Origin of the sequence: Bradyrhizobium sp. Rc3b, from assembly GCF_900114915.1 — a bacterium.
In the GTDB taxonomy this organism is placed as follows: domain Bacteria; phylum Pseudomonadota; class Alphaproteobacteria; order Rhizobiales; family Xanthobacteraceae; genus Bradyrhizobium.
This window is the reverse complement of the sequence record NZ_FOUS01000002.1, coordinates 251,977-278,708: the sequence shown is the minus strand read 5'-3', so window position 1 is coordinate 278,708 and position 26,732 is coordinate 251,977. Positions and strand designations below refer to the sequence as shown.

The 26,732-nt window shown below is 64.1% G+C and carries 26 protein-coding genes; 13 read left to right on the top strand and 13 right to left on the bottom strand.

From position 1 onward, the window contains the following. Positions 1–474 carry a tellurite resistance TerB family protein gene (locus BM190_RS04790; RefSeq protein WP_092252393.1) on the bottom strand — a complete coding sequence of 158 codons (474 nt, stop codon included), beginning with the start codon at positions 472–474 and terminating at the stop codon, positions 1–3. Between the two features lie 500 nt (positions 475–974). On the opposite strand from BM190_RS04790, the gene BM190_RS04785 reads away from it, so the two are divergent. The 3 genes from BM190_RS04785 (at position 975) to BM190_RS04775 (ending at position 3,301) form a co-directional block, all read left to right on the top strand. Further along, on the top strand, positions 975–1,802 hold the full coding sequence (locus tag BM190_RS04785) for a class II glutamine amidotransferase (protein WP_092252391.1): 828 nt from the start codon (positions 975–977) through the stop codon (positions 1,800–1,802). A 19-nt stretch (positions 1,803–1,821) separates the two neighbouring features. Beyond that, positions 1,822–3,051: a carboxylate-amine ligase gene (locus tag BM190_RS04780; protein WP_092252389.1), complete on the top strand. Its 1,230-nt coding sequence runs from the start codon at positions 1,822–1,824 to the stop codon at positions 3,049–3,051. A gap of 64 nt (positions 3,052–3,115) precedes the next feature. Further along, a complete protein-coding gene (locus BM190_RS04775) occupies positions 3,116–3,301 on the top strand; it encodes a hypothetical protein (protein WP_018319991.1) in 186 nt (61 codons plus the stop codon). A gap of 13 nt (positions 3,302–3,314) precedes the next feature. Here BM190_RS04775 and BM190_RS40265 read toward each other — a convergent pair whose 3' ends face one another. Further along, a complete protein-coding gene (locus tag BM190_RS40265; RefSeq protein WP_244550597.1) occupies positions 3,315–3,623 on the bottom strand; it encodes a hypothetical protein in 309 nt (102 codons plus the stop codon). Positions 3,624–4,000: 377 nt separating this feature from the next. On the opposite strand from BM190_RS40265, the gene BM190_RS04765 reads away from it, so the two are divergent. Then, positions 4,001–5,140 (top strand): hypothetical protein, encoded by a 1,140-nt coding sequence (locus BM190_RS04765; protein ID WP_092253040.1) that lies wholly within the window; start codon positions 4,001–4,003, stop codon positions 5,138–5,140. Between the two features lie 8 nt (positions 5,141–5,148). Here BM190_RS04765 and gor read toward each other — a convergent pair whose 3' ends face one another. The 3 genes from gor to rpiA are packed head-to-tail and all read right to left on the bottom strand — an operon-like array spanning position 5,149 to position 7,842. After that, positions 5,149–6,537: a glutathione-disulfide reductase gene (gene gor, locus BM190_RS04760; protein ID WP_092252387.1), complete on the bottom strand. Its 1,389-nt coding sequence runs from the start codon at positions 6,535–6,537 to the stop codon at positions 5,149–5,151. Between the two features lie 46 nt (positions 6,538–6,583). After that, complete coding sequence (locus tag BM190_RS04755; RefSeq protein ID WP_092252385.1) at positions 6,584–7,126, bottom strand: DUF2059 domain-containing protein; 543 nt, start codon at positions 7,124–7,126, stop codon at positions 6,584–6,586. A 2-nt stretch (positions 7,127–7,128) separates the two neighbouring features. Beyond that, positions 7,129–7,842, bottom strand: coding sequence for a ribose-5-phosphate isomerase RpiA (rpiA, locus tag BM190_RS04750; RefSeq protein ID WP_092253038.1), 714 nt, complete (start codon positions 7,840–7,842; stop codon positions 7,129–7,131). A 168-nt stretch (positions 7,843–8,010) separates the two neighbouring features. Here rpiA and BM190_RS04745 point away from each other — a divergent pair, with 168 nt between their 5' ends. The 5 genes from BM190_RS04745 (at position 8,011) to BM190_RS04725 (ending at position 13,902) form a co-directional block, all read left to right on the top strand. Next, positions 8,011–8,685, top strand: coding sequence for an HAD family hydrolase (locus BM190_RS04745; protein ID WP_092252383.1), 675 nt, complete (start codon positions 8,011–8,013; stop codon positions 8,683–8,685). A gap of 353 nt (positions 8,686–9,038) precedes the next feature. After that, entirely contained in the window at positions 9,039–10,058 is a 1,020-nt protein-coding gene (gene moaA / locus BM190_RS04740; RefSeq protein WP_092252377.1) for a GTP 3',8-cyclase MoaA, read from the top strand. 171 nt (positions 10,059–10,229) lie between these two features. Beyond that, positions 10,230–10,811, top strand: a complete 582-nt coding sequence (locus BM190_RS04735) for a TRAP transporter small permease subunit (protein WP_092252375.1) — start codon at positions 10,230–10,232, stop codon at positions 10,809–10,811. 26 nt (positions 10,812–10,837) lie between these two features. Then, on the top strand, positions 10,838–12,493 hold the full coding sequence (locus tag BM190_RS04730; protein WP_092252373.1) for a TRAP transporter large permease: 1,656 nt from the start codon (positions 10,838–10,840) through the stop codon (positions 12,491–12,493). Between the two features lie 119 nt (positions 12,494–12,612). Next, the gene (locus BM190_RS04725) at positions 12,613–13,902 is read left to right on the top strand and encodes a M20/M25/M40 family metallo-hydrolase (protein ID WP_092252371.1); all 1,290 of its coding nucleotides are present in this window, start codon (positions 12,613–12,615) and stop codon (positions 13,900–13,902) included. A 204-nt stretch (positions 13,903–14,106) separates the two neighbouring features. On the opposite strand, the gene BM190_RS04720 is transcribed toward BM190_RS04725, so the two are convergent. The 8 genes from BM190_RS04720 to BM190_RS04685 all read right to left on the bottom strand — a co-directional run bounded on the left by BM190_RS04720 (position 14,107) and on the right by BM190_RS04685 (position 22,277). Continuing rightward, positions 14,107–15,555 (bottom strand): sensor histidine kinase, encoded by a 1,449-nt coding sequence (locus BM190_RS04720; protein WP_092252369.1) that lies wholly within the window; start codon positions 15,553–15,555, stop codon positions 14,107–14,109. 1 nt (position 15,556) lies between these two features. Next, positions 15,557–16,231, bottom strand: a complete 675-nt coding sequence (locus tag BM190_RS04715; protein WP_092252367.1) for a response regulator — start codon at positions 16,229–16,231, stop codon at positions 15,557–15,559. 194 nt (positions 16,232–16,425) lie between these two features. Continuing rightward, positions 16,426–16,989, bottom strand: a complete 564-nt coding sequence (locus BM190_RS04710; RefSeq protein WP_092252365.1) for a MarR family winged helix-turn-helix transcriptional regulator — start codon at positions 16,987–16,989, stop codon at positions 16,426–16,428. A gap of 477 nt (positions 16,990–17,466) precedes the next feature. Further along, positions 17,467–17,817, bottom strand: coding sequence for a YunG family protein (locus BM190_RS04705; RefSeq protein ID WP_092253036.1), 351 nt, complete (start codon positions 17,815–17,817; stop codon positions 17,467–17,469). A 184-nt stretch (positions 17,818–18,001) separates the two neighbouring features. Continuing rightward, the gene (locus BM190_RS04700; RefSeq protein WP_018319977.1) at positions 18,002–19,090 is read right to left on the bottom strand and encodes a TRAP transporter substrate-binding protein; all 1,089 of its coding nucleotides are present in this window, start codon (positions 19,088–19,090) and stop codon (positions 18,002–18,004) included. Positions 19,091–19,258: 168 nt separating this feature from the next. After that, positions 19,259–20,347, bottom strand: a complete 1,089-nt coding sequence (locus BM190_RS04695; protein WP_092252363.1) for a TRAP transporter substrate-binding protein — start codon at positions 20,345–20,347, stop codon at positions 19,259–19,261. 220 nt (positions 20,348–20,567) lie between these two features. Continuing rightward, a complete protein-coding gene (locus BM190_RS04690) occupies positions 20,568–21,710 on the bottom strand; it encodes an Mrp/NBP35 family ATP-binding protein (RefSeq protein WP_092252361.1) in 1,143 nt (380 codons plus the stop codon). Between the two features lie 129 nt (positions 21,711–21,839). Beyond that, positions 21,840–22,277, bottom strand: coding sequence for a VOC family protein (locus BM190_RS04685; protein ID WP_018319974.1), 438 nt, complete (start codon positions 22,275–22,277; stop codon positions 21,840–21,842). Between the two features lie 197 nt (positions 22,278–22,474). Between BM190_RS04685 and BM190_RS04680 the strand changes: the two genes are divergently transcribed. The 4 genes from BM190_RS04680 (at position 22,475) to BM190_RS04665 (ending at position 26,725) form a co-directional block, all read left to right on the top strand. After that, positions 22,475–23,347: an NAD(P)-dependent oxidoreductase gene (locus tag BM190_RS04680; protein WP_092252359.1), complete on the top strand. Its 873-nt coding sequence runs from the start codon at positions 22,475–22,477 to the stop codon at positions 23,345–23,347. 114 nt (positions 23,348–23,461) lie between these two features. After that, positions 23,462–24,742: a sodium:proton antiporter NhaD gene (gene nhaD / locus BM190_RS04675; protein ID WP_092252357.1), complete on the top strand. Its 1,281-nt coding sequence runs from the start codon at positions 23,462–23,464 to the stop codon at positions 24,740–24,742. Between the two features lie 138 nt (positions 24,743–24,880). Beyond that, positions 24,881–26,476, top strand: a complete 1,596-nt coding sequence (locus tag BM190_RS04670; RefSeq protein ID WP_026202287.1) for a sensor histidine kinase — start codon at positions 24,881–24,883, stop codon at positions 26,474–26,476. 45 nt (positions 26,477–26,521) lie between these two features. After that, positions 26,522–26,725: a DUF1289 domain-containing protein gene (locus tag BM190_RS04665; RefSeq protein WP_026202286.1), complete on the top strand. Its 204-nt coding sequence runs from the start codon at positions 26,522–26,524 to the stop codon at positions 26,723–26,725. The last annotated feature ends 7 nt before the right edge of the window (positions 26,726–26,732 follow it).

Below are 26,732 nucleotides of genomic sequence, written 5' to 3'. Positions count from 1 at the left end.
TTACTCCTCTGTGGCCATCTGCCGTTCGGTGCGCCCTTGACCCGACGTGACCGGCTTCGCGCGCGGCAGCACCAGCGTCAGCAAGCGCAACAATTTTATCGCCTGCACTTCGCGGGGATGGACGTCCTCATCCGCCGCAGCCACCCGCTCCGACAGCTCAATCAAATGGGACGACAGCGGCAAGTTCGAAACCGGCCGCAGCGTGTCGATCACGACATTGGCAAAATCCGGTTCCTCGAGCCGTTCGGCGAGCTCATCGAACATCGCATAGAGCCGTTCGTCCGAGATGTGCGGCGCCAGCTTGCGATCCTTGATGAAACGGATCACCTCGTCGCGCTCGACCGGCGAAACGCGCCGGTCGGCAACCGCAACCAGCGCGCCCACGATCACCAGCGCAACCGCGGCCTGCTCGTTCAGGCTGGACGGTTCCGTGATTTCGATTTCGATCGGATTTGAATGCTTGGCGTCAGTCATCGTTGCTCCTCAATGTTGCGAAATGGCCGCACGGAGCTGCGATGGGGACGAATGGTCGGAGAGAGAGTACAGAGGCCCGACGATCGGCCGATCCATCGCATTCGCGCGGGACAGGTCATCCGACATCACGAGGTTTGCCGACGAACGTCGGCGTCCTCGCCAGAGGGGCCCGGATTCTTGTTCGTGTCAGAGATAAAGGTGGGTCCGTCGGAATCAAGGCGAGATGACTGCGACCAGCCGCCGCATCGGTTCCGCGGTCGTGCATCTTCGTTAAGCACGTCGCGCTCCGTGTCCCGGACGCGATGCAACGCGTAGCGCTGCTGCGCAGAGCCGGGACCCAGATGGCGCACCCAACCTTATGGGCCCCGGCTCAGCAGTGCGCCGCCAAGAGGCGCTGCACTGCGTCCGGGGCAAGCCCTCGGCGCCGGGAACATCGCCTCGGCGGGTGTGTTGGTGCAACTCAGCACGCATTGTCTGACAGGAAGCCGCAAGGAACTCCCATGTGCCGCTGGATCGCATACCGGGGCGAGACCACCTCGTTTGAGCCTTACGTCACCGAGCCCGAACATTCGCTGGTCGCGCAGAGCATCCGCTCGCTGCAATCCACGGCGGGCTCGAACGGCGACGGCTTTGGTCTCGGCTGGTACGGCGAGCATCCGGAGCCCGGCCTTTATCGCGAGACCCGCCCGGCCTGGTCGGACGAAAACCTGCGCTACCTCTGCCGGCATCTGCGCTCGCACTTGTTCTTTGCCCATGTGCGCGCCGCCACCGGCACGGCGGTGACGCGACAGAATTGCCATCCCTTTGCCTGCGGCCACTGGATGTTCATGCACAACGGATTCGTCGGGAGCTGGAATCGGCTGCGGCGCAAGGTCGAGGCGCTGATCCCCGATGCCTATTATCCATCGCGGCTGGGCACGACCGATTCGGAGGCTGTGTTCCTGGCGATGATGGGTGCCGGGCTCGACAGCGATCCGCTTCAAGCGACGCGGCGCGTGCTGCACGCCCTCGTCGGCCTCGTCAACGAGGGGCAGCTGCGCGAACGGCTGCGCTTCACCAGTGCGATCGCGAACGGCCGGGATCTCTATGCGTTTCGCGTTGCGGTCAACGACGCCGCAAACACGCTGTATTACCGGGAGGACGGCGGCCAGGTCATCGTCGTGTCCGAACCCTTCGACAAGGAATCGGATTGGTCCGAAGTGCCGCCAAATCACGCGCTGATCGCGCGCGCGTCCGAAAACGTGAAGATTGTTCCGTTCGACGTTGCAATTTCCGGTGAGTGCGACGCGGAACCCGCCCCCGTCAGACGGATTATCGCCCGCAGGTAATGCCTTTGCCGGGTGGCCAATGACATCTACTTCGGACGTTTTGAAACTGCTGCGCCTCGATTCCTCGGGTGATAGGCAGCACCTGGTCATTCGCTCTGCCGGCGGCGGGGCCAAGGCGGCTGAATATTCCTTCGGCATCGAGGAGGAGTACTTCCTGGCGGACCGCCGCAGCTTCGACGTCGCCATTCAAACTCCGAACGAGCTGTTCGAATCGGCGAATTGGTCGACCGGCGGCCAGGCCATGCGGGAGATGCTGCAATCCCAGCTCGAGGTCGCCACCAACGTTCACGTCGACGTCAACGACGCCCGCGAAGAGCTTCGCTTCCTGCGGCGCGAAGTCGCCAACGTCGCCGCGCAATATGGTTTCGTGATCATGGCCTGCGGCACGCACCCGACCGCGGTCTGGCGCATGTCGCAGCCAAGCCCGAAACCGCGCTATGAGGAGATGATCGAGGATCTGCGCAGCATCGGCCATCGCAACATGATGTGCGGCATGCATGTGCACGTCCAGCTGCCCGATCCCGAGAAGCGCATGGCGGTGATGCGGGCGATGCTGCCGCATCTGCCGCTGTTCATCGCGCTGTCCGCGTCCTCCCCGTTCTGGAATTCGCACAAGACCGGACTGAAGGGCTACCGTCTCGCCGCCTATTCCGAGCTGCCGCGCACCGGCCTGCCCGAACTGTTCGAGAGCAGGCAGGATTACGACGACTATGTCGGCGCGCTGCAGCGCTCCGGCGTCATTCCCGACGAGAGCCACATCTGGTGGGCGATGCGCCCCTCGATGCGGCACCCAACCCTCGAGCTTCGGGCGCCCGACACCTGCACCTTCGTCGACGATGCCGTCGCCATCGCCTCGCTCTATCGCTGCCTGACGCGCCGCCTCTATCTGCGACCGGATCTGTCCAAGGGGGTCACCGCGGTCGAACGCGCAATTGCGGTGGAGAATAAATGGCGCGCCCAGCGCTACGGCACCGATTGCATCTTCGCCTCCAGAGACGGACCGGTCACGATCTCGGAGATGCTCTCCCGAATCATCGACGACATCACCGAGGACGCCGACGCACTGGGCTGCGCCGCCGAGATCGAGCATTGCCGGGTCATTGTGGACCGCGGCAGCTCGGCCGAATTCCAGCTTCGCGCCTATCGCGAAAACGGCGACGACATCGCAGCCGTGTCACGATGGATCGCTACATCGACGATCTCAGGAACCAGCGCGCCGATCGGGCGCAGCGCTCCAGCGCCGTCATAGCGCCCGCGCAAGCTTCCCGGACGAGAACGTCATTTCTGAATTTTGCTACGCCGTGGGGGAATGCATGACTGACATCGCCTGGTGCGCCGGTTGCGGCCACAGCCTGGTCCCGATCCTGTCCGAGAACGGCCGCGCGCGGCCAAGCTGCTTCTGGTGCGAGGGCGTCGACGCCCGGACCATGGAGATGGCAAAGTGGGCTGACAGCCCGGCCGGCAAGCCGGATCGGGCCGCGCCTCACGCCTTTGATTGAGCCGCCCTCTGCGTCAAACCCGCGCCACCACGCGCGGACGGAACACGGAATCCGCGGTCGGCGAAAGCGCCGTGACCGGCTTTCGCGTCGGCCGGCGCCGCGGGATGAAGAAATTGTTCACGACGATCGGCTCGTGATCGCCGAGCGCGATCCGCTCCTTCGCGAGCAGGCTCATGACCGAGCGCATCTTGATGACTTCCTGCGCCACGAAGCTGCAATCCTCGTCGCGGTTGATCTGCTCATGCATGATCGCTTCGGCCTCGCGCATGCTGACGCGGAGTGCTCTGATGGTTCTGCGAATTTCGCTGATACGGTTGTCCATGGCTGCCTCCATCTCGGTTGCAGCATAAGAACAAAACGTGAACAATCTGTCAATCGCCGCCCTGCCTTGTCGCGACGTTTCCGCTAAATCCCGAAGGCGCCCATCGGACCGATCCGGCACCGCCGCCGCTGCACGCGCACTCCCGCCCTGCCGACAAATTAGACAGGTCCCCTCACTGCGCCGGACGCGCGCATCCCCGGCACGCGTCCGACCAGCAGAACAAGCCGTTGATCTAACCTCCCGTGCAACCACCGGATTTTTCCTGAACGGGCACGCCGGCATCGCGGCGTCAGGCCCGCTTGCTGCTTCGCAAACCAACTGGCCCAAAATTCGCAATGACGCTGCAAGCGAAGCAACGGCGCAGAGCGGAGAACGTCATGAACGTGCATGCTGCGGGCGATCTCAAGACGACCGGCCTCACCCATCCGAATGGCGCGCCGCTCCGCCTCAACACGCAGGACTTCATCGCGATCGATCGCGATCGGAAAGCGAAGTTCGAGGCGACGTATCGCCCGCAAGCGCTCTACAATCGCGCCAATGAAGGCTTTCACGCCAACAACGAAACCTTCCTGCTCCACGAAGTCGCGACCAATCTGCCGATCTACCGTCCCGACACCGGTCCCACCGACTTCCATCTGCATCTGCCGCCCGGCGGCTTTCAGCTCGTGCTGGTCACCTCGGGCGCTTTCACGTTCGACTATGACGGGCGCTTCTACAATGTCGGCCCCGGCGCGGTGATGCTGCAAAGCGCGATCGTGCATCGCCAGCTGTTCTACACCTGGTCGGGTTTGCCAACTGAAGAGAATTTGAAGACGCCGCAGACGGTGGTGCCGGATCCGGTCTCGATGGGCTATTCGGGCAAATTCCTCGAAGCCTTCATCACCGATCCCACCACCTTTCCGAATCCCACCATCGTCGGTCCCGATCAGATCAACGAAGCCGAAACGCCGCGCGTGGCCTGGAGCCATCCGTTGCACGATCGCCCGGCCAATGCCGGCTTCTGGCTTCAGGATCCCCTGGCGCTGGATGCACTGTTCAAGCCGCTTGGCGACGGCTCGATCAAATCGGCGCTGTCCGTTTACGTGCGCGATATCGGCATCGAGGCACCGAGCGGCCAGCTCGTCACCGGCCACATCATCGCAACCGATCCGCGCGGCCGGTCGCTTCTGCCGAAGAGCACATCGGCATCCGCGGACGCCGCCTCGTTCGCCAAGGGCGAGGTCGTGATCTATCGCGTCATTCGCGGCACGGCCGAATTCAGGAACAAGGCAGGCGAGACCTTCGAGCTCGCGGCCGGCGACGTCGTGACCGCAGGCAAGAGCTCGATCAGCCTCATTGCGGTCGGTGAGAACACGCAGGTGCTCCGGCTCGGCCTTCTCAGGGGTATCGACGACCTTCGCGGCTGGACGCCGACGCAGCGCGACGAGATCGACGGTCTCGCCGGCCAGATCATCACGCAGAAGGACATTCGTCCGCTCCGCACCGAAGGCAAGCCTGTCGGATATCTCTACGCTTAGGAGACGCCCTACTCCGCGGCCTGGCGCACGTGGCGCGCGGTCGGGGTGCGCATGGTGACGAGCTCTTCGGCTGCGGTCGGATGCAGCGCGATGGTCGCGTCGAAATCGGCCTTGGTCGCCTTCATCTTCACCGCGATCGCGACGGCTTGCGTGATCTCGGCTGCGGCATCGCCGACGATGTGGCAGCCGAGCACGCGATCGGTCGAGCCGTCGACGACGAGCTTCATCAGCACGCGGGTGTCGCGGCCGGACATCGTCGCCTTGATCGGGCGGAACGAGGTCTTGTAGATGTCGACGTGACTGAACTGCGCGCGCGCTTCAGTCTCGGTGAGACCAACGGTGCCGACCTCTGGCTGCGAGAACACGGCGGTCGGGATGTTGGCGTGGTCGACCTTCACCTCGCGCTTGCCGAACACGGTGTCGGCGAAGGCGTGGCCTTCGCGGATCGCCACCGGCGTCAGGTTGAAGCGATGGGTGACGTCGCCGATCGCGTAGATGCTGTCGACCGAGCTCCTGGAGAAATGATCGACCGCGATGCCGCCATTCGCAGGATTAATGGCAACGCCGGCGTTCTCGAGCCCGAGATTGGCCACCGCCGGATGGCGGCCGATCGCGAACATCACCTGCTCCGAGGCGATGCTCGATCCGTTCGACAGATGCGTGGTGAATTCATCGCCGTGGCGGTCGACCTTGCTCACCGTGCAGCCGGTGAGAATGGTGATGCCCTGCTTCTCCATCTCGGCACGAACGTGGACGCGAACGTCCTCGTCAAAACCGCGGAGGATGTTGTCGCCGCGATAGATCACAGTGACGTCGGAGCCGAAGCCGGCGAAGATGCCGGCGAATTCCAGCGCAATGTAGCCGCCGCCCTGGATCACGATCCGCTTCGGCAGCCTCGCAAGGTGGAACGCCTCGTTGGAGGAGATCACGTGCTCGATGCCGGGAATCGATGCGCCGTGGTTGGGCGCGCCGCCGGTGGCGATCAGGATGTATCTTGCGGTGATCTTGCGGTCGTTTTCGAGCAGACGGATGGTGTGCTTGTCCTCGATCACCGCGCGGCTCTTGACGATCTGCGCGCCTGACTTCTCGACATTGGCGGTATAGGCCGCCTCCAGCCGCGCGATCTCCTTGTCCTTGTTGGCGATCAGCGTCGGCCAGTCGAAGCTGGCAGGCGGAACGGTCCAGCCGAAACCTGCGGCGTCCTCGAGCTCGTGGCGAAAATGCGAGCCGATCACGAACAGCTTCTTCGGCACGCAGCCGCGGATCACGCAGGTCCCGCCCATGCGGTACTCTTCCGCGATCGTCACGCGGGCGCCGTAGCCCGCCGCGATGCGGGCGGCACGCACGCCGCCCGAGCCGCCACCGATGACGAAGAGGTCGACGTCGAATTCAGCCATTGTCCACTCCGACCCCTGTCAGGAATTCCTGATCAGATAGTGTCTGTCAGATCTCCTTGCCACGCTTGCGCATCTCGGCGCGGAAGGCTCCCATCACGGTCTCGGCGAAGTTCTGGGCCCAGGAATTCATGAAGGCCATGGACAGGCCGATGGCGCGCGGCTCGGCGTCGATCAGCTTCTTGCCCAGCGGCGACTTGTAGAAGGTGACGAGATCCTTCAGCTCCTGCTCGGTGAACTCGCTGGCGTAGATCTGCGCCATGCCTTCGCCGATCTCGTTCTGGCGGCCTTGCAGCTGCTGGGCGACGATCGGGGCGACCTCGTTGAGGTCCTTCTGGTAGTTGAGGTTCTGCTGGGTCAGCGCGATCTTGGTCTTCTCGACCAGACCGGGCACTGCGCCCGCGTACATCGCGGTGGCGTTCTTGATCTGCAGGATCTCCCTCGCCGCCGCGATCGCCGCAGGCGAGGCCTTGGGCTGGGCGGGTGCGGCGCCAGCCTTGGGCGCAGCCTGCTGCGCGGCGGCCGGGACGACCGAGAGGGCCAGTCCCACAGCGAGGGTCGCAGCCGGCAAAAATCTCAAAACGCTCTTCATTCCTAGTCTCCTTTCGGCTTACGCCGTTCAATCACGCGAATTCCCTCGCCGCCCGCCAGAACAGCCGAGCTGGCCAAGCCGATGAACAACCCATGCTCGACCACGCCGGGAATCGCGCTCAACGCGCTGGCGAGGCCGGCAGGATCCCCGATCTGTCCGAGCTGGGCATCGACGATCCAGTGGCCGCCGTCGGTGACGAAAACGTGGCCTTCCTTGGCTTTGCGGACTGCCATTTGCCCGGAAACGCCGCATTCGGCAAATGCCTTCTCGATCGCCCGGCGCGTCGCGCCGAGCCCGAACGGGATGACCTCGACCGGCAGCGGAAAGCGGCCGAGCGTCGGCACCCATTTGGTGTCATCTGCAATCACGATCATGCGATCCGAGGCCGCCGCCACGATCTTCTCGCGCAGCAGCGCGCCGCCGCCGCCCTTGATCAGGTTGAGCGCCGGATCGATTTCGTCGGCGCCGTCGATGGTGATGTCGAGATGGTCGATCTCGTCGAGCGTGGTCAGCGGCACGCCGCACCGCACAGCATCGAGGCGAGTCGCCTCCGAGGTCGGCACGCCGATCACCTTGAGCCCGGCGGCGACGCGCTCGCCGAGCAGCTCGACGAAATGCTTGGCGGTCGAGCCGGTGCCGAGCCCGAGCTGCATGCCGTCCCGCACCTCCTCGAGCGCGCGCGCCGCGGCCTGTCGCTTCAACTGGTCCATATTCACGTTTGCGCCCGCCTCTGAAGTCTCGAACATGCCGCCGATCGTGGCCGCTTTCGGCGGCCTATGTAGCCTCGTTTTCCGCCGGAGAACAGGGTCTGGGAACCAGGCTATAAGCTGAACTTATGGCGCCGCCCCTTGCACTGACCTGACCGGGCCGGTAGCGCTTGGACCATGACCTCCCCTCACACCATCGTCTTCGATCTCGACGGCACGCTTGTGGATACGGCGCCCGACCTGATCACCGCGCTGAACCACGTGCTCGACCGCGAAGGGCTGCCGCCCGTGCCGATGGCCTCGGCCCGCAACATGATCGGCGCCGGCGCCCGCAAGCTGATCGAGCGGGGGCTGGAGGCCGAAGGCCGCACCGTCACCCCCGCCGACATGGACCGGATGACCGCGGATTTCATCGCCTATTACGCCGATCACATCGCCGTCGAATCCCGCCCCTTCGAGGGGCTCGAGGCCGCGCTGGACCATTTTTCCGCGCAAGGCCATCGCCTCGCCGTCTGCACCAACAAGCTGGAATGGCTGTCGAAGCGGCTGCTGGACGAGCTCGACCTCAGCCGCCGCTTCGCGGCGATCTGCGGCGCGGACACCTTTGGCGTCCAGAAGCCCGACCCGACCATCTTTCGTGAAACGGTGGCGCGGGCCGGAGGAGCGGTCAAAGCCAGCATCATGGTCGGCGATGCCGGAACCGATGTCGGGGTGGCCCGCCGGGCCGGAGTGCCGGTGATCGGCGTCAGTTTTGGCTATACCGACGTGCCGATCGCCGAGCTGAAGCCGGACCGGCTGATCCATCACATGCGTGACCTGCCGGCCGCCGCCAGCAGCCTGATGATGACATGACCTCATCAAGATACTGATATCGCTACGGTATTCCGCGAGACCCCGCACTAACCATCCACTAACTATGCGCAGCCCGCCGGTTGCCTGCCCCGGACGACGCTCCTAAGGTCCGGCCCGGGGCTTATGTGGCGGTTTGTCGCAGACGAAGTGGATGGCTCAAGCGTCATGTCATCGCGGTTGCGCTAGCCGGAGCCAGCCTATTGGGAGCGGCAAGATTTGGTGGTGGCTGCTCCGGCAGGCGTTGATCTACGTATACCACCCGATTGTCCTCGTCGCGTCCGATGCTTAGATTGGGTGCCGAGCACCGCTGAAGCCAAGGTGCACCCGTCGCCGTTAGTGACAAGGCCTCTCGCATGAACGGATCCGCCGCGCTGTCCACCCCGATGACCGATCCGTTCGGGCGGACCATCAGCTATTTGCGCGTTTCCGTCACCGATCGCTGCGACCTGCGCTGCTTCTACTGCATGTCGGAAGACATGACGTTCCTGCCCAAGGCGAACCTGTTGACGCTGGAGGAACTCGACCGGCTCTGCTCGGCCTTCATCGCCAAGGGCGTCAAGAAGCTGCGGCTCACCGGTGGCGAGCCGCTGGTCCGGCGCAACGTGATGACGCTGGTCCGCTCGCTGTCGCGGCATCTGTCGAGCGGCGCCCTGAACGAGCTGACGCTGACCACCAACGGCACCCAGCTGGCGAAACACGCAAGCGAGCTCGCCGATTGTGGCGTGCGCCGCATCAACGTCTCGCTCGATACGCTCGATCCCAAGAAGTTTCGTGAGATCACCCGCTGGGGCGAGATCGACAAGGTGCTGGAAGGCATCGAGGCCGCGCGCGGCGCGGGACTTGCCGTGAAGATCAACGCGGTGGCGCTGAAGAAACTCAACGAGGACGAGCTTCCCGACCTGATGCGCTGGGCCCACGGCAAGGGCATGGGCCTGACGCTGATCGAGGTCATGCCGATGGGCGAGATCGGCTCGGGCCGCATCGACCAGTATCTGCCGCTGTCGCTGGTGCGCGCGCGCCTCGCCCAGCAATTCACGCTGACGGATTTAGCGGAGAGCACCGGAGGTCCGGCCCGCTATGTCAGCGTCACCGAGACCGGCGGCAAGCTCGGCTTCATCACGCCGATGACGCATAATTTCTGCGAATCCTGCAACCGGGTTCGTATTACCTGCACGGGAACGCTGCACACCTGTCTCGGCCACGAGGATGCCTCCGATCTGCGGAAACCTCTGCGTGCATCCGATGACGACATGCTGCTTGCGGATGCGATCGACCGCGCCATCGGACTGAAGCCCAAGGGCCACGATTTCATCATCGACCGCCGCCACGATCGCCCCAGCGTCTCCAGGCACATGAGCGTCACCGGCGGCTAACTCCGTACAACTCCGGCCTTATTCCCCTTAACTATCAACAAACTTCCGATTGACTGGCGGCACGGCCGCTGGTTTGGTGCGGCTGCCTCATGCCTGCGCGGCGAGACAAGCCACGCGCCCGCTTCGGCGCAGTCAAGACGGCCGGGGCACACCATCGGGGAGGACCTATCGTTGCAAGCGCTCCTGAAGCTGAGCCAAAGGATTGACGCGTTCACACGCTGGACGGGCAAACGCCTGGCGTGGCTGATCGTGGCCGCCGTCATCATCTCGGCGGTCAATGCAATCGTCCGCAAGACGTTCGACACGTCCTCCAATTCGTGGCTCGAGCTGCAATGGGTGCTGTTCAGTATCGTGTTCCTGCTGTGCTCGCCCTGGACGCTGCTCGACAACGAGCATATCCGCATCGACATCGTGAACAACACGCTGCCGAAGACGGTCCGCAACCTCATCGACGTGGTCGGTCACCTGTTCTTCCTCATCCCGCTGTGCATCGTCATGATCATCACCGGCGTGCCGTTCTTCCAGCGCTCATTCCATATCAACGAGCAATCCGGCAACGCCGGCGGTCTGCCGCAATGGCCCGCCAAATCCCTGATCATGATCGGATTCGCATTCCTGCTCGTTCAAGCCATCTCCGAGCTGATCAAGCGAATTGCCGTCATGCGCGGAATGATTCCGGACCCGCATGAATCCCAGGTGTCGGCGCTGGAGGCGGAAGTCGAGCATCTCGTCGAAGCGATCGAGAAGAAGTAGCCGTTGGCGACGGTTTAGGGGAAATCATGACCGCGTTTATCATCGCCAATATGGCGCCCATCATGTTCGCGTCGCTGGTCGTCATGCTGTTGCTTGGCTACCCCGCGGCCTTCTCGCTCGGTGCCGTCGGCCTGTTCTACGCCATCGTCGGCATCGAGCTCGGCGAGTTCCGCCCGGACTTCCTGCAGGCTCTTCCGGAGCGCGTCTACGGCGTGATGAATAACGACACGCTGCTCGCCATTCCCTTCTTCACCTTCATGGGGCTTGTGCTGGAACGGTCTGGCATGGCCGAGGACCTGCTCGACACCATCGGCCAATTGTTCGGGACCATCCGCGGCGGCCTTGCCTATGCCGTGATCTTCGTCGGCGCGCTGCTCGCCGCAACGACGGGCGTGGTCGCCGCCTCCGTGATCTCGATGGGTCTGATCTCGCTGCCGATCATGCTGCGTTATGGCTATGACCGCCGCGTGGCCGCCGGCGTCATCGCCGCGTCCGGCACGCTCGCGCAGATCATTCCGCCCTCGCTCGTTCTGATCGTGATGGCCGACCAGCTCGGCAAGTCCGTCGGCGACATGTACGAAGGTGCCTTCATCCCCGGTCTCGTGCTCGCCGGCCTCTACGCCGGTTACGCCTTCCTCGTCAGCATGTTCTTCCCGAAGGCCACCCCGGGCCTGCCGAAGGAAGCCATCGGCTTCCGCGAGGAGAGTGGCAGCCGCGGCCTGGTCTCGCTCGGTATGCTGTTCCTCGCGAGCTGCGTGTTCGGTTGGTTCATGATGCGCAATTCGAACGTGCATGGTGCCGATTACGTCGTGCTCAGCATGTTCTGCGGCATCATCTTCGCCTTCGCCGTGGCCGTGGTAAACTGGGTCATCGACAAGCTCACCGGCTTCCGTTTCCTCTCGAAGATGGCGCAGCAGACCACCTTCGTCATGGTGCCGCCGCTGTTCCTGATCTTCCTGGTGCTCGGCACGATCTTCATCGGCATCGCGACGCCGACCGAAGGCGGCGCGATGGGTGCCGCCGGCGCCCTCATCCTCGGTGCCGCGAAGCGGCGGCTGAGCTGGGACCTGATCCGGCAGGCCACGGAATCGACCGCCAAGCTGTCGGCGTTCGTCGTGTTCATCCTGGTCGGCGCCCGCGTGTTCTCGCTGACCTTCTACGGCATCAACGGCCACGTCTGGGTCGAGCACCTGCTCACCTCGCTGCCCGGCGGCCAGGTCGGCTTCCTGATCTTCGTCAACGTCTTCGTGTTCGTGCTGGCCTTCTTCCTCGACTTCTTCGAGCTGGCCTTCATCGTGATTCCGCTGCTCGGACCTGCCGCCGAGCACCTCGGCATCGACCTGATCTGGTTCGGCGTCATTCTCGGCGTCAACATGCAGACCTCGTTCATGCATCCGCCGTTCGGCTTTGCGCTGTTCTATCTCCGCTCGGTCGCGCCGAAGGAGCGATACACCGATCGCGTCACCGGCAAGCGGATGGAACCGGTCACCACGGGCCAGATCTATTGGGGCGCGGTGCCATTCGTCGTCATCCAGATGATCATGGTCGGCCTGGTGATCGCGTTCCCGTCGATGGTCATGCACTACAAGGGCGTGCAGACCAACATCGATCCCAGCACGATCAAGATCGAAGTGCCGCAGATCGAGCTGCCGCCGCTGGATCTCGGACCGCCGTCGAAGTAGCGGCGGACGCCCCTCGCCGTCGTGCTCCGCTCAAGCGGCGCATGACGCGCGACGGCGCGCGTGACAAGCACCGGAAACGGAGGCATACCGGGCCATCCTCAGTCTATGGACGGCCGCTCATGCCCCGATTGCACCCTGCTCCCTCGGTCCTTGGCCCGTTGATCGCCTCGCTCTGGCTGGCCTGTGCCGCAACGATGGTGCGGGCCGAGCCGATTGCCGATGTTCATGTGCTGGCGCAAAAGGAGCAGCAGCCGCTGCTCGACACGCTGCGCGATCTCGTCAACATCGAATCCGGCAGCAAGGACATCGAAGGCCTGAACCAGATCGCCGAGCGCGTTGCCGGTCAGCTCAAGCAGCTCGGCGGCACGGTGGAGATCCTGCAACCCACCGACATCTATCGCCTCGACGACACGCCCGAGAAGGTCGGGCCGGCCGTGCACGCCGTCTTCAAGGGCACAGGCACCAAGAAGATCATGCTGATCGCCCATATGGACACGGTGTACCTGAAGGGCATGCTGAAGGATCAGCCGTTCCGCATCGACGGCGACAAGGCTTACGGCCTCGGCATCGCCGACGACAAGCAGGGCGTCGCGCTCATCCTCCATACCGTGGCGCTACTGCAAAAGCTGAGCTTCAGGGATTACGGCACGCTCACAGTGCTCACGAACGGCGACGAGGAGATCTCCTCGTCGGGCTGGCGCAGCACCATCACCAAATTCGCCTCGGATCAGGACGCGGTATTCTCGTTCGAAGGCGGCGGAATGGACGGCACGCTGCGCCTCGCCACCAGCGGCATCGGCTCGGCCTATCTCAGCGTGCAAGGCAAGTCGTCACATGCCGGCGCAAGGCCCGAGGGCGGCGTGAATGCGCTGTACGAGCTCTCGCACCAGGTTCTGCAGATGAAGGACCTGTCGAAGCCGGAGCAGGGCCTGAAGCTGAACTGGACGGTCTCCAAATCCGGCACCAACCGCAACGTGATCCCTGCCGACGCCACCGCCCAGGCCGATGCGCGTGCGCTCAAGGTGTCCGACTTCGACGAGTTGGAGAAGGCGCTGCAGGACAAGATCAAGAATCGCCTGCTGCCGGACTCCAAGGTCGCCCTCAAGTTCGAGGTGCGTCGCCCGCCGTTAGAGGCGAATGAGGCCTCGCGCCGCGTGGCCGCCTACGGCAAGACGATCTATGGGGAGATCGGCCTATCCCTCAAGGTCGACGAGAAGGCGACCGGCGGCGGCACCGACGCGGCATTTGCCGCGCTGAAGACCAGCGGAGCCGTGGTGGAGGGCATGGGCCTGTCGGGCTTCGGTGCGCACTCCAACGACGCCGAATATGTGCAGGTGGGCAGCATCGTGCCGCGGCTGTATCTCGCCACACGCATGATCATGGACCTGTCCACGGGCAAGCTGAAATAGGGGCGCGCTTTCTTCCTTCTCCCCTCATGTCCGCCGAGCCTTGGCGAAGGCGGATGTGGGAGAAGGCGGCATAGGCGGCCTACGGCCGCCGTCTTAAGCATACGCCGACGCGCAGCGTCGGCTACGGTGCCGGATGAGGGGTTCTCTCCACGCGCGCGATTGAGAGTGGGACTCGTGGAGAGAACCCCTCACCCGTCTCGCCGCTTATCGCGGCGAGCCATCCTCTCCCACATCCGCCTTCGCCAAGGCTTCGGCGGACATGAGGGGAGAGGGGAAAGAAGCAGCCTCCTCCGCCAGCCGAAACCGCAGCGTGAACTCGGCCCCGCCCCCCGGAAGGTTCTCCACCGCGACCGTGGCGGCGTGGTCGTCCGCCACCGCGCGCACGATGGAAAGCCCCAGTCCCGCGCCGTCGCTGCGGCGGCGGTCGGCGCGCCAGAAGCGCTGGAAGATAAGCTCGCGCTCGGCCTCCGCGATCCCCGGGCCGCTATCGCGCACGCGCACCGAACCGTCCTCGCGCACCTCGACATCGACGGTGGTGTCCTTTGCCGTGAACTTGATGGCGTTTTCCGCGAGGTTGAAGACAGCGCGCTGCAGCATCTCCGAATTGCCGTGGATCCTGACAAGCGCGTCGGTACCCCGGAGCGCGATGTCCTTGTGCTGCGCGATCGCGAACGGGGCGATCGAGGCGACCACTTCGGCGCAGACAGCGCGCAAATCCGCAGTCTCGCCGGGATCGAGCACCAGGGTGTCGAGCTCGGCGATCTCGAGCAATTGCGCGACGAGGCGGCTCATGGTTTCGATGTCGGCATGCAGCGCCTGCCGTGCCGCACGATCGTCGAGCGTCTCGATCCGCGTGCGCAGGATCGCGAGCGGCGTGCGCAATTGATGCGCGGCATCCGCCGTGAACTGCCGCTGCACCCGAAAGCCGCCTTCGAGGCGGTCGAGCGCCTGGTTGACGGCGGTGACGAGCGGCAAGATCTCGCGCGGGATCTGCTCCGTCGGCAGGCGGATGTCGGTGCGCGCCGGCCCGATATTGCTGGCTTCCTCGGAGGCCTTCCACAGCGGCGCGATCGCGCGGCGGAAGATGATGATGTCGGTGGCGAGCAGGACCAGCAGAATCGGGATGGTGATCCATCCCACGCGCCGGAAGAAATTCGACACGATGTCGTCGATGATGACGTCTCGGTGTGCGAGGTCCTCGGCGACCTGGATGCGCACCGTCTTGCCGTCGAGGTCGCGGGTGACGGCGGCGCCGGAAATGCTCTCCGACGAGCGCGGTGCCGCGGTGGCGGCAGAGCGCCGATGCGAGGAGAACAGCAGCCGGCCCTCGGCATCGCGAATATCGTACTGATAGCGGCCATACGCTTCAGAATAGAGGCCCTTGAGACTGTCCGGCAGATTGAACGTCAGCAGGCCGCCCGGCTGAACAACGATGCGCTCCGCCAGCACCTCGGCCTGGGCGCGCATGGCATCGCGATGCAGCTGGTCGATCTCGGAATTGAGCAGCCAGAACAGCACCAGCGGCAGGAAGATCGCGACCACCGCGACCGCCAGGATGTGCAGGAACACGATGCGCCAGATCAGCGATTTGAACGTCGGAGACCTGCCATAGGACCCGGCATAGGATCCGACGTTGGATCCGGGCTGGGCCACGCTATTTCTCCACGTCCATGAGATAGCCGACGCCGCGGATGGTATGGATCACGACCTTGGCGCCGTGTTCGGCGAGCTGCTTGCGCAGCCGCGAGACATAGACCTCGACCGCGTTGGAGGCGACCTCGCCGTCCAGCCCGAAGATGTGGTCCTCGACGTTCTTCTTCGGCACCACCCGCCCCTGCCGGCGCAGCAAAATCTCCAGCACCGAGGTCTCGCGCGCGGAGATAATCCGCGGCTGGTCGTCGACGAAGATCTGGCGGCTCTCGGTGTCGTAGACGAGGTTGGCGAGACTGAGCGAGCGGCCGAGCAGCTGGCCCGGCCGGCGCAGGATCGCCTCCAGCCGTGCCACCAGTTCCTCCATCGCGAACGGCTTGGCGAGATAGTCGTCCGCGCCGCTGCGCAGGCCGCTGACGCGGTCCTGCAGGCCGCCGCGGGCGGTCAGCACCAGCACGGGGAGCGGTTCCATCTTGACGCGCAACTCGCGCAGCACCGACAGGCCGTCGCCGTCGGGCAGCCCGAGATCGAGGATCATCGCGGCATAGCTGACGCTGCTCACCGCCTCGCGCGCCTCGGCCGCGCTGCCGACGATGTCGCTCTGGTAGCCGGCCGCCGCCAGCCCGCCAGCGACGAGGCGCGACAGCTCGGCATTGTCCTCGACGATCAGAAGGCGCATCGCATATCCGCCGGATACTCAGGTCACCGCACGCCTGGCGCGGCATCTTCGCTGTCTTCCATCATTCCGGACGCCTCGGCCAGCGAAAAAGCGTCCGGCCGAACCAGTCGTCTGTCAGGTTTGTGTAAGCCGACCAAGTGTGCCCCCAAAGGTGACCCAAAGGCAGGGGCCTGCGGACGTTCGTAGCAGCTATCCTAGCCTCGTCCCTCGAAATAGGCGCAAAGCAGGGTCGTGTCCTTTGGAGCTAAGGATTTCCGGAACAGCCGGCACTTGAAGTGACGATCCCTCCCCTCTCCGCTCTCGATCAGGAACATGCACCTGCCGCAGACGTCGGCATTGTGACGGCGCTTGGCAACATCGAGCCCATCGAGGACGCGGCGAAGCGTATCGCGCAGCTGAGATCGATCGGGGAGCTCAAGTGTCACGAGCTGATCTCGAAGGACGTTAATTGGATCGCGCTCGAGGAACTTCTCGCCTTCGCCCGTGATGCAGAGTGCAATCGAGCGCTTGTCTTCTGCAGATGGCTTGCGAACCATCAACCCCTTGCTCTCGAGCACGGCGGCGATCTGCGATGCGACGCTGCGGGTCGTGCCCAGAAAGCTGGCAAGTGCCGTGGGCGTCCGCGAGAACCTGTTAGCGCGGGCGAGAAAGCGCAAGGCCATCCATTCCCGATCGCTCAGCCCCGCAAGGCTCCCTTCAAAAAGCCAGCTGTCGGCCGACTGGACCAGGAGTTGTAGAATTTCAATTGCCAGTTTCATTTGAGAAGTCCCACGGGAAACGGCCGCCCTTGCATCTCGATCAACGATCGAGAGCCGCCGTGTTCGGTGAATGCTGCATTCCCGTCGGGACTGGTTGAGTCCGGTATACCGTACCGTGAAGCGCGGCCGGCGTGATGACACGCCGCGACTTCAGCCCGATTGCCGGATTCCGATAACTCGACCGTTCCGTAAAAGGAACACCGAAAAACTACGCAGCGCGTGGGCGTTGAATGACACGAAATCTCTCGCGTCAGAACGCGATGGTCGCTCCCGGCGCACCGCTGGTGAGCAGGCATCAGAGAAGGGCGCGCTCGTCAGGTTCGTGTAAGCAATGGCGCTTCAGCGTGAAGGATGGAGAGAGCGCAGCGAAGAACCGCCTTATGGATTGAACGCTCCGAACAGTTACCTCCGGCAAATCTCAACGGAAAGCAACGCATGCACGTTGTCAGACTCGCATTCGTCTTCCACCTGGTGGCGCTAGCCTGACTTGGTATGGCTCTGCTGAAATGCCGCCCTGAGTTCGGTTAATTGATCGCTCGTTGCTCCCACCAACGCTTCGGCCCCATCTGCAGGCAAGTCCGCATAAGCGATCGGCTGGTCGAACTGGCTCGCCGTGAAGTCGTACCTCTTGCCTTCGATCCGATTGTAAAAATGATCGCCGGCCGGCAGTGGCGTCTTCAGCAGGTCGCCGCCGAAGAGTTCATGAACGAGCAGCGACGTGACCTTGCATTGTCCTGCGGCCGGATTGTCCGCCGTCCATTGGCTCGCGGTCGACCGCGACCACGCCTTGAGCAGCGCGCTTTGAACGGCCTCGGGATCAAAACTCATCGTCACGTCCAACGGCTGCCGGCTATATTCGGTTTATTCGATTTTTACATTTTGCCACTGCTTTAAGCCGCTGGCCACTGTGCATGGGGTTGTTTTTCAATTTTGAGTCGGGCTCCGGCCAGGACGCACAAGAAAACGCCCCGGAGCTTTCGCTCCGGGGCGCTGCATCCAACCGGTGATGAGCTCAGCTCTGCGAGCGCCGCGCCATGAAGATGTCGTAGCCGACCTCTGCGACCTGGAACCAGGCGTAGCCGTCGCTCGTGAACTTGGCGAGGGAGTCGTGCACCTTCTTGAAATTGGCGTTGGTCGCGCCGACTTCGGCATGCAGCTCCTTGGCGGCCTTGTAGCAGGCATCCATGATCGACGGCGAGAAGGCGTGCAGCTTGGTGCCGCCCGCCAGCAGCTTCTTCAGCGCCAGCGGATTGGCGGTATCGTAGCGAGCCATCATGTAGTTGTTGGCGTAGTGGCCGGCCTGCTCCAGCACGCTCTGGTAATATTTCGGCAGCGCGTTCCATTTGTCGAGGTTGACGAAGGCCAGCAGCATCGGCCCGCCTTCCCACCAACCGGGATAGTAGTAGTGCGGCGCGATCTTGTAGAAGCCGAGCTTCTCGTCGTCATAGGGGCCGACCCATTCGGCCGCATCGATGGTGCCCTTCTCCAGCGCGGGATAGATGTCGCCGCCGGCGAGCTGCTGCGGCACCACGCCGAGCTTCTGGAGCACGCGACCGGTGAAGCCGCCGATGCGGAATTTCATGCCCTTGAGATCGTCGGGCGTGTTGACCTCCTTCCTGAACCAGCCGCCCATCTGGCAGCCGGTGTTGCCCGCGAGCAGCGAGGTGACGTTGTAGCTCTTGTAGAACTCGTTGAGGACATCGCGCCCGCCGCCCTGCATGTACCAGGCCTGGTTGATGCGCATGTTGGGGCCGAACGGCACGGCCGAACCGAAGGTGAAGGTCGGATCCTTGCCGAAATAATAGTAGGACGCGGTATGACCGATTTCGCAGGTGCCGTTCTGGACGGCGTCGAGCACCTGGAGGCCCGGCACGATCTCGCCGGCCGCGAAGATCTGGATCTGGAATTTGTTGTCGGTCGCCTCGGCGACCATCTTGCACATCATCTCGGCGCCGCCAAACAGCGTGTCGAGCGACTTCGGCCAGCTCGTCGGCATGCGCCATTTGATTTCCGGCATCGACTGCGCGATCGCGGGAGCCGCGAGCGTGGCGGCGCCGGCCGCGCCAAGTCCTGTGACCTTGATGAAGTCTCTTCTCTTCATGATTTCCTGCCCTGATGTACCAGTGATTGTGGGCCTTCTTGCCGAGGCTTGGCACCACCATGACGCAAGCCGCCGCCTAATTCCATCCCGATCGCACTGCGGCAAAGAAAAAGCCCGGCCTCCACTGGAGGCCGGGCTTTCCGGTCTTGCGACTTTAGGCCTAGGCGATCAGCCGCGCGTGCGCGAGCGGATCATGAAGCTGTCGTAGGTATATTCGGCCACCTGCCACCACAGATATTCGTCGGAGCGGTAGGCCTGCATGGCGTCGATCGACTTCTTGAAGTCGGGGTTCTTGGCCGAGATCTCCGCCCAGAGCTCGTTGGTCGCCTTGAGGCAGGCTTCCAGCACCTCGTTGGTGAAGGGACGAAGCTGGGTGCCGCCGGCAACCAGGCGCTTCAGCGCCGCCGGGTTCTGCATGTCGTAGCGTGCGGCCATCCAGGCGTTGGCGTTGGCCGTCGCGTTGGTGAGGATCGCCTGGTAGTTCTTCGGCAGCGCATTCCACTTCTCCAGGTTGGTGAAGGCATGGACGGTCGGACCACCTTCCCAGAAGCCCGGGTAGTAGTAGTACTTGGCGACCTTGGCGAAGCCGAGCTTCTCGTCATCGTAAGGCCCGACCCACTCGGCGGCGTCGATGGTGCCCTTCTCCAGCGCCGGATAGATGTCGCCGCCGGCGAGCTGCTGCGGCACCACGCCGACCTTCTGGAGCACCTGGCCGGCAATGCCGCCGATGCGCATCTTCAGGCCGGAGAGGTCGGCAACGGTCTTGATCTCCTTGCGGAACCAGCCGCCCATCTGGGTGCCGGTATTGCCGCACGGGAAGCCGACGACGTTCGACTTCTTGAAGAACTCGTTGGCGAGCTCGTTGCCGCCGCCCTGATAGAGCCACGAATTCTGCTGGCGCGCATTGAGGCCGAACGGCACCGAGGCGAAGATCGCGAAGGTCGGATCCTTGCCGACGTAGTAATAGGACACCGTATGGCACATCTCGACGGTGCCGCTGGAGGTCGCATCGAGCGCCTGCAGGCCGGGAACGAGTTCACCGGCGGCGAACACCTGGATCTGGAATTTGTTGTCGGTCATCTCGGCGACGTACTTCGCCAGCTGCTCGGCACCGCCATAGATGGTATCGAGCGACTTCGGGAAGCTCGAAGTCAAGCGCCACTTCACCTCGGGCGAGGACTGTGCGATCGCCGGCGAGGCCACAGCGGTTGCCGCCGCGCCTGCTGCCGACACTTTCAGAAAATCACGACGCTTCATCTTCAGGTCTCTCCTTGCTGGGGCGTTTCCCCTTAGCTTCTCTTCTTGCCGCCGCTCATTCCGGCGACGCGTTAGGGCCGCGTCGAACCGAAGGGGCTTGACTGCCGTGGGCCTTTACCACGGAAGCCCCGCTTGCGGAACGCGACAATGGCATGACGGGGCTCTACGAAAGTCGCATGTCCCCCAAAAGGACGAGAAGGCGGGCCGCGGGGCGGCCGGCTCAGGCGGCCGCGATGACGCCCTTGAGCTGGTCGCGCACCTGCCCTGCAATGGCGCGGTAGATCGCCGCATGAGGACCGTCCGGCTCGCTGTCGACGACGGGATTGCCGGCATCCGAGCTGGCCCGAATCGCCATGTGCAGCGGGATCTCACCGAGGAAGGGTACCTCGAGCTTCTCGGCCTCGTGCCGCGCCCCGCCATGGCCGAAAATGTCCGACCGCGTGCCGCAATGCGGGCACTGGAAGTAGCTCATGTTCTCGACGATGCCGAGCACGGGCACGTTGACCTTCTTGAACATGGCAAGCCCCCGCCGCGCGTCGATCAGGGACAGATCCTGCGGGGTCGAGACGATCACGGCGCCCTTCAGCGGCACGTTCTGCGCCAGCGTGAGCTGGGCATCGCCGGTGCCCGGCGGCATGTCGACGACCAGCACGTCGAGCTTGCCCCATTCGACGTCACGCAGCATCTGCGTCACCGCCGACATCACCATGGGACCGCGCCAGATCATCGCGGTCTCTTCCTCGACCAGGAAGCCGATCGACATGATGGCGAGACCGAAGCGCCGAAGCGGAATCATTTTTCGCTCGTCGTTCAGCTCCGGCTTGTCGTGCAGGCCGGTCAGCCGCGGCACCGAGGGGCCGTAGATGTCGGCATCGAGCAGCCCGACCCTGAGGCCGAGGTCGCGCAGGCCCAGCGCCAGGTTCAGCGCGGTGGTCGACTTGCCGACGCCGCCCTTGCCGGAGGCGACCGCGATCACGGCGGCGACGCCGGGGATTTCCGACTGCCGCGCCATGGGCGATTGGGCGCCACCCTGCGGCGGCGGCTTGTGGGCATGGACGGGCTGCACGCCCGGCGCGCCGCGGCTGGGCTGCGGGGGTGGCGGCGGCGCGGAGCCCGGCTTGCGCTCGGCGGTCAGCGCCACCATGACGGTGGTGACGCCGGGAATGGTGCGCACAGCGGCCTCTGCTTCGGCCCGGATGGACTCCCAGGCCCTCGCCTCGGCGGCATCGACATTGATCGAGAAGAACACCTTGCCGTCGGACGCGCTGATCGCGCTCAGCACATTGGCATTGGTGAGCGCGACCCCGCGGGGGGATTTGATCCGGGCGAGGCTGTCGAGAACCTGTTGCTGCGTCACGCTCAAAGCGCATCTCCTGAACGGAGCATGATCCGGACCTGGAGGATGGCACCAGCGCCAAGCGTGGCGCGGCTTTCCGGCAAGGTCATGCTCGAGACTTTAGGATGCCCCATTAGAGCGGAAACGCCCAAAAGGCTACTGCCTGCCGATATCGTCAGCCTTCTCGGCGGGCGCCGCCCCCTGCTCCCTGGCGGCCTCGTAATTCAGCTCGATCATGACCCCGTTGGGGTCGTTGACGAAGATCTGCCAGAGGTCGCCGCCGGGCACCTGGCGGGACTCGAACTTCATGTCCTTGGATGCCAGCCGCTGCTTCATGCCGGCGAAGCCGCGACTGGCGAAGGCGACATGATGGACAACGCCGGAATCCGGCTTTTGTGGCTCGGCCGTCGCAGAAATATCGACGAGGTGCACCACCGCCTTGCCCTCGCTGTACATCCAGGCGCCAGGGAAGGCGAAATTCGGCCGGGCACCTTTTTCCAGGCCCAGCACATCCTCGTAGAAGCGGACGGTCTCGGCCAGATTCCGGGTCCGGATGTTGAAATGATCGAGGACGCCAACGCTCACGCCGCCCATGCTTTCGCTCCCTTTTTTGAAGTCCTTAGGTCCGCCATCCTAGCACAGGGGACCGCCAAACGAAGCCGTTGCCCTCCGCCCTTAACGGTTTATGGTGCGCCTCCGATCCGCCCTCGCGGCGGAACCTCGAGGACGCCGCCCTGGCGCCCTCGCCCGGCTGCAACCGTAAAACTCAAGCTACGGACAAGGTACCACACATGGCTAAAGTCGCTTTCCTCGGTCTCGGCGTCATGGGCTACCCCATGGCCGGCCACCTCGTGAAAAAAGGGGGCCATGAGGTCACCGTCTACAACCGCACCGCGGCCAAGGCGAAGGAATGGGCGGACAAGTTCGGCGGCAAGACCGCACCGACCCCGAAGGCGGCCGCCGAAGGTCAGGATTTCGTGATGTGCTGCGTCGGCAACGACAATGATCTGCGCGCGGTCACGATCGGCCCCGATGGCGCCTTCGCCGGCATGAAGAAGGGTGCGACCTTCGTCGACCACACCACCGCCTCCGCCGAAGTCGCACGTGAGCTGGATGCGGCCGCGACCAAGGCCGGCTTCAAGTTCATCGACGGCCCGGTCTCCGGCGGCCAGGCCGGCGCCGAGAACGGCGTTCTGACGGTGATGTGCGGCGGCGCGCAGGACGCCTATTCCGGCGCCGAGCCGATCATCACAGGCGCCTATGCGCGGATGTGCAAACTGCTCGGGCCCGCCGGCAGCGGCCAGCTGACGAAGATGGTCAACCAGATCTGCATCGCCGGTCTGGTGCAGGGTCTCTCCGAGGGGATCCACTTCGCCAAGAAGAGCGGCCTCGACGTCGCCGCAGTGATCGAGACCATCTCCAAGGGCGCGGCGCAGTCCTGGCAGATGGAAAATCGCTACAAGACCATGAACGAGGACAAGTACGATTTCGGCTTCGCGGTCGAATGGATGCGCAAGGACCTCTCGATCTCGCTGGCTGAAGCCCGCCGCAACGGCGCCAACCTGCCGGTCACCGCGCTGGTCGATCAGTTCTATTCCGAGGTCGAGAAGATGGGCGGCAAGCGCTGGGATACGTCGAGCCTGCTCGCGCGCCTGCAACGCTGAGGAACGCATTGACGGCCGCAGCCGGGGCAGCTGCGGCCCTCGCGGGTCTCGACGCGGCGCCCGTCGCGACGAGGCTCGCATTGAGCCGAAGAACGGATTCCGGGGGGAATTGACTTGCTGAGCGTGATAGCCGCCGTTTTCATCGTTGCGTATGCTGCCATCGCGCTCGAACACCCGCTCGGCGTCAACAAAAGCGCTTCGGCTCTCCTGGGAGCCGGCCTGCTCTGGACCATCTACGCGCTGTCCGTCGGCGACCCCTCGCTCGTCAACCATCAGCTCGACGAATCCGTCGCCTCGACCGCGCAGATCGTCTTCTTCCTGATCGGTGCCATGACGATCGTCGAGGTGATCGATGCCCATAACGGCTTCGAGGTCATCACCTCGGTCATCCGCACCACGAAGCAGACCACGCTGATGTGGATCATCGGCTTCGTGACGTTCTTCCTGAGTGCGATCCTCGACAATCTCACCACCACCATCGTGATGATCTCGCTGATCCAGAAGCTGATCGGCAACAAGAGCGATCGCCTGCTGTTCGCCTCCATCATCGTCATCGCGGCCAATGCCGGCGGCGCCTGGACCGTGATCGGCGACGTCACCACGACGATGCTCTGGATCGGAGGGCAGATCTCTCCCGTCAACATCATGAAGTCGGTGTTCCTGCCGTCGCTGCTCAACCTGCTGATACCGCTGCTCATCATCGGCTACTCGCTCAAGGGAAAGGAGATCGTCCCTCCGCTGCAAGGGCGGCAGCAGGCCCTCAGGGTCGAGGTGTTCGAGCGCAACCTGATGTTTTATCTCGGCCTCGGCACCCTGGTTGCCGTTCCGGTTTTCAAGGCCGTGACGCACCTTGCGCCCTTCATGGGTATTCTTTTCGGGCTGGGCATCCTCTGGCTGGTCGGCGAGGTCGTTCACCGCCACAAGGACGAGGATGCGCGCCGTCCCCTCACCCTCGTCCACGCGCTGGCGCGCATCGACATGAGTTCCATTGTGTTCTTCGTCGGTATCCTCATGGCCGTCGCGTGCCTGGAGCACGCCCGCGTCCTCGAGCTGCTCGCCAAATGGCTCGACGCCACGGTCGGGCGTCTCGACGTCATCGTCATCCTGCTCGGCCTCTTGAGCGCCATCATCGACAACGTGCCGCTCGTCGCGGCCACGATGGGCATGTACAGTCTGGTGCAACATCCGCCCGACAGCTTCCTGTGGGAGTTCATCGCCTATTGCGCCGGCACCGGCGGCTCGATCCTGATCATCGGTTCGGCCGCGGGCGTTGCCGCCATGGGACTCGAGAAGATCGAATTCTTCTGGTACGCCCGCCGCATCGCAGGGCCCGCGCTGGTGGGGTATCTGGCGGGCGCGATGGTCTACATCGCGCAGTACGCGGCGCTGCATTGACGGCGCAGGCGAGATCCAAAATTAACGCCGGGTTAACGTAATTCTTTAGCTCCTTAAGTCACCTCTTAAGGATTTCTTGCCAGAGATAGACAATGCAGAAGGCCCGCGTCCGGCGTGGGCAGGAATCGTTGTTGCTTGATGAGTAACCCCGCTGAAAAGCCTGAGGTTGTGCAGCTTCCGGCCGAGCCGGTGAGCGCTCCATCGGCGAGCAGCCGAAGGGCTGCGGCGCAGCGGGTGCGCGAGGCGCGGGACAAGTTAACGTCGACCAGCGGAACCCGGCCGGCCTTCGACGCCGAGATGCTGCGTCAATACGCTCAGACGCGGCTGTCGGCTTCCTATGTCGTGATGCTGCTGGTGGTCGCGACCGGCGTGCTGTTCGGCCTGTGGATGCAGCCGATCCCGGCCGCGGCCTGGACCGCCGGCATGCTCTGCATCCACAGCGCCATGACCCGCAGTTGCCGGCGCTTCCTGACCGAGCCCGCATCGCCCGCGGCGACGCGCGCCTGGCGGACGCGCTTCGTCGTGCTCGACCTGCTCTATGGCCTGTGCTGGATGGCGATCCTGATCCATCCCGTGCTCGACATGGTCACGGAAACGCTGATGATGTTCCTGATGCTGCTGGTGATCGCAGTGTCGAGTATGCTCGCCGCCAATCTGCCGATCGCAGCCCTCGCCGCCACCGCACCGGTCGCCGTCGCCATGGCGCTGAGCTTCGTGATGACCGGCTCGCTGGACAATTACATTCTGGCCGCGCTTGCGCTCGCCGCCGAAGGCTATTTCGTGCTGCTGGCGCACCGCCTGCACTCCTCCACCTTCGCCACGCTGGAAGCGCGCGCCGAGAAGGACGCGCTGATCGGCGAGCTCGAACAGGCCAAGGCGATCTCGGACGAGGCGCGCCACCGCGCCGAATCCGCCAACGTCGCCAAGTCGCGCTTCCTTGCGCAGATGAGCCACGAGCTGCGCACGCCGCTGAATGCCATCCTCGGCTTCTCCGAGGTGATGAAGAGCGAGATTTTTGGCGCCCATGCCGTGCCGGTCTACAAGGAGTACTCGGCGGACATCCATAATTCCGGCGTGCACCTGCTCAACCTCATCAACGAGATCCTCGACTTGTCGCGGATCGAGGCCGGCCGCTACGAGCTCAACGAGGAAGCGGTGTCGCTGGTCGGCATCGTCGCCGACTGCCATCACCTGATGAAGCTGCGCGCCTCCAGCCGCGGCATCACCATCCACGAAGTGTTCGAGCAGGCCATGCCGCGGCTGTGGGCCGACGAGCGAGCGATCCGCCAGGTCGTGCTCAACCTGCTCTCCAACTCGATCAAGTTCACCCCGCAAGGCGGCGAGATCTGGCTCAAGGCCGGATGGACCGCCTCGGGCGGACAATATCTCTCGGTGCGGGATTCCGGGTCCGGCATTCCCGAGGACGAGATCCCGGTCGTGCTCGCCTCGTTCGGCCAGGGCTCTAACTCGATCAAGTCCGCCGAACAGGGCGCCGGTCTCGGCCTGCCGATCGCCAAGAATCTGATCGACCTCCATGGCGGCACGTTCACGCTGAAATCGAAGTTGCGCATCGGCACCGAGGTGATCGTCACCTTCCCGCCGGAGCGCGTGATGAGCGCGCTGGCGCCGCTGTCGGATGATTCCCCGCCGCTCCAGCCCGAGAGTTCCGTACTGCCCGAGGAGAAGCGCCGGCCGCGCCACAAGCCGATCATGAGCGCAGGCACGGGCTCTTAAACCAGATGCTTGCAGACATGCCCGACAATCCCCCACAATGTCCGAATGAGCAAAGAAACGCCGTGCGTCGCCGTCTGCATGATCGATCCCAGGACCAAGCTGTGCTTCGGCTGCGGCCGGACCTTGCCCGAGATCGCGCGCTGGCACGCCATGGAAAGCGCGGACCGGCTCGCGGTCATGGCGCTGTTGCCCGCACGCATGACGGAAGCCGGACTGGCGCCGATCGCGGCGTCGCCGAAACGCACCTGACCGGCCT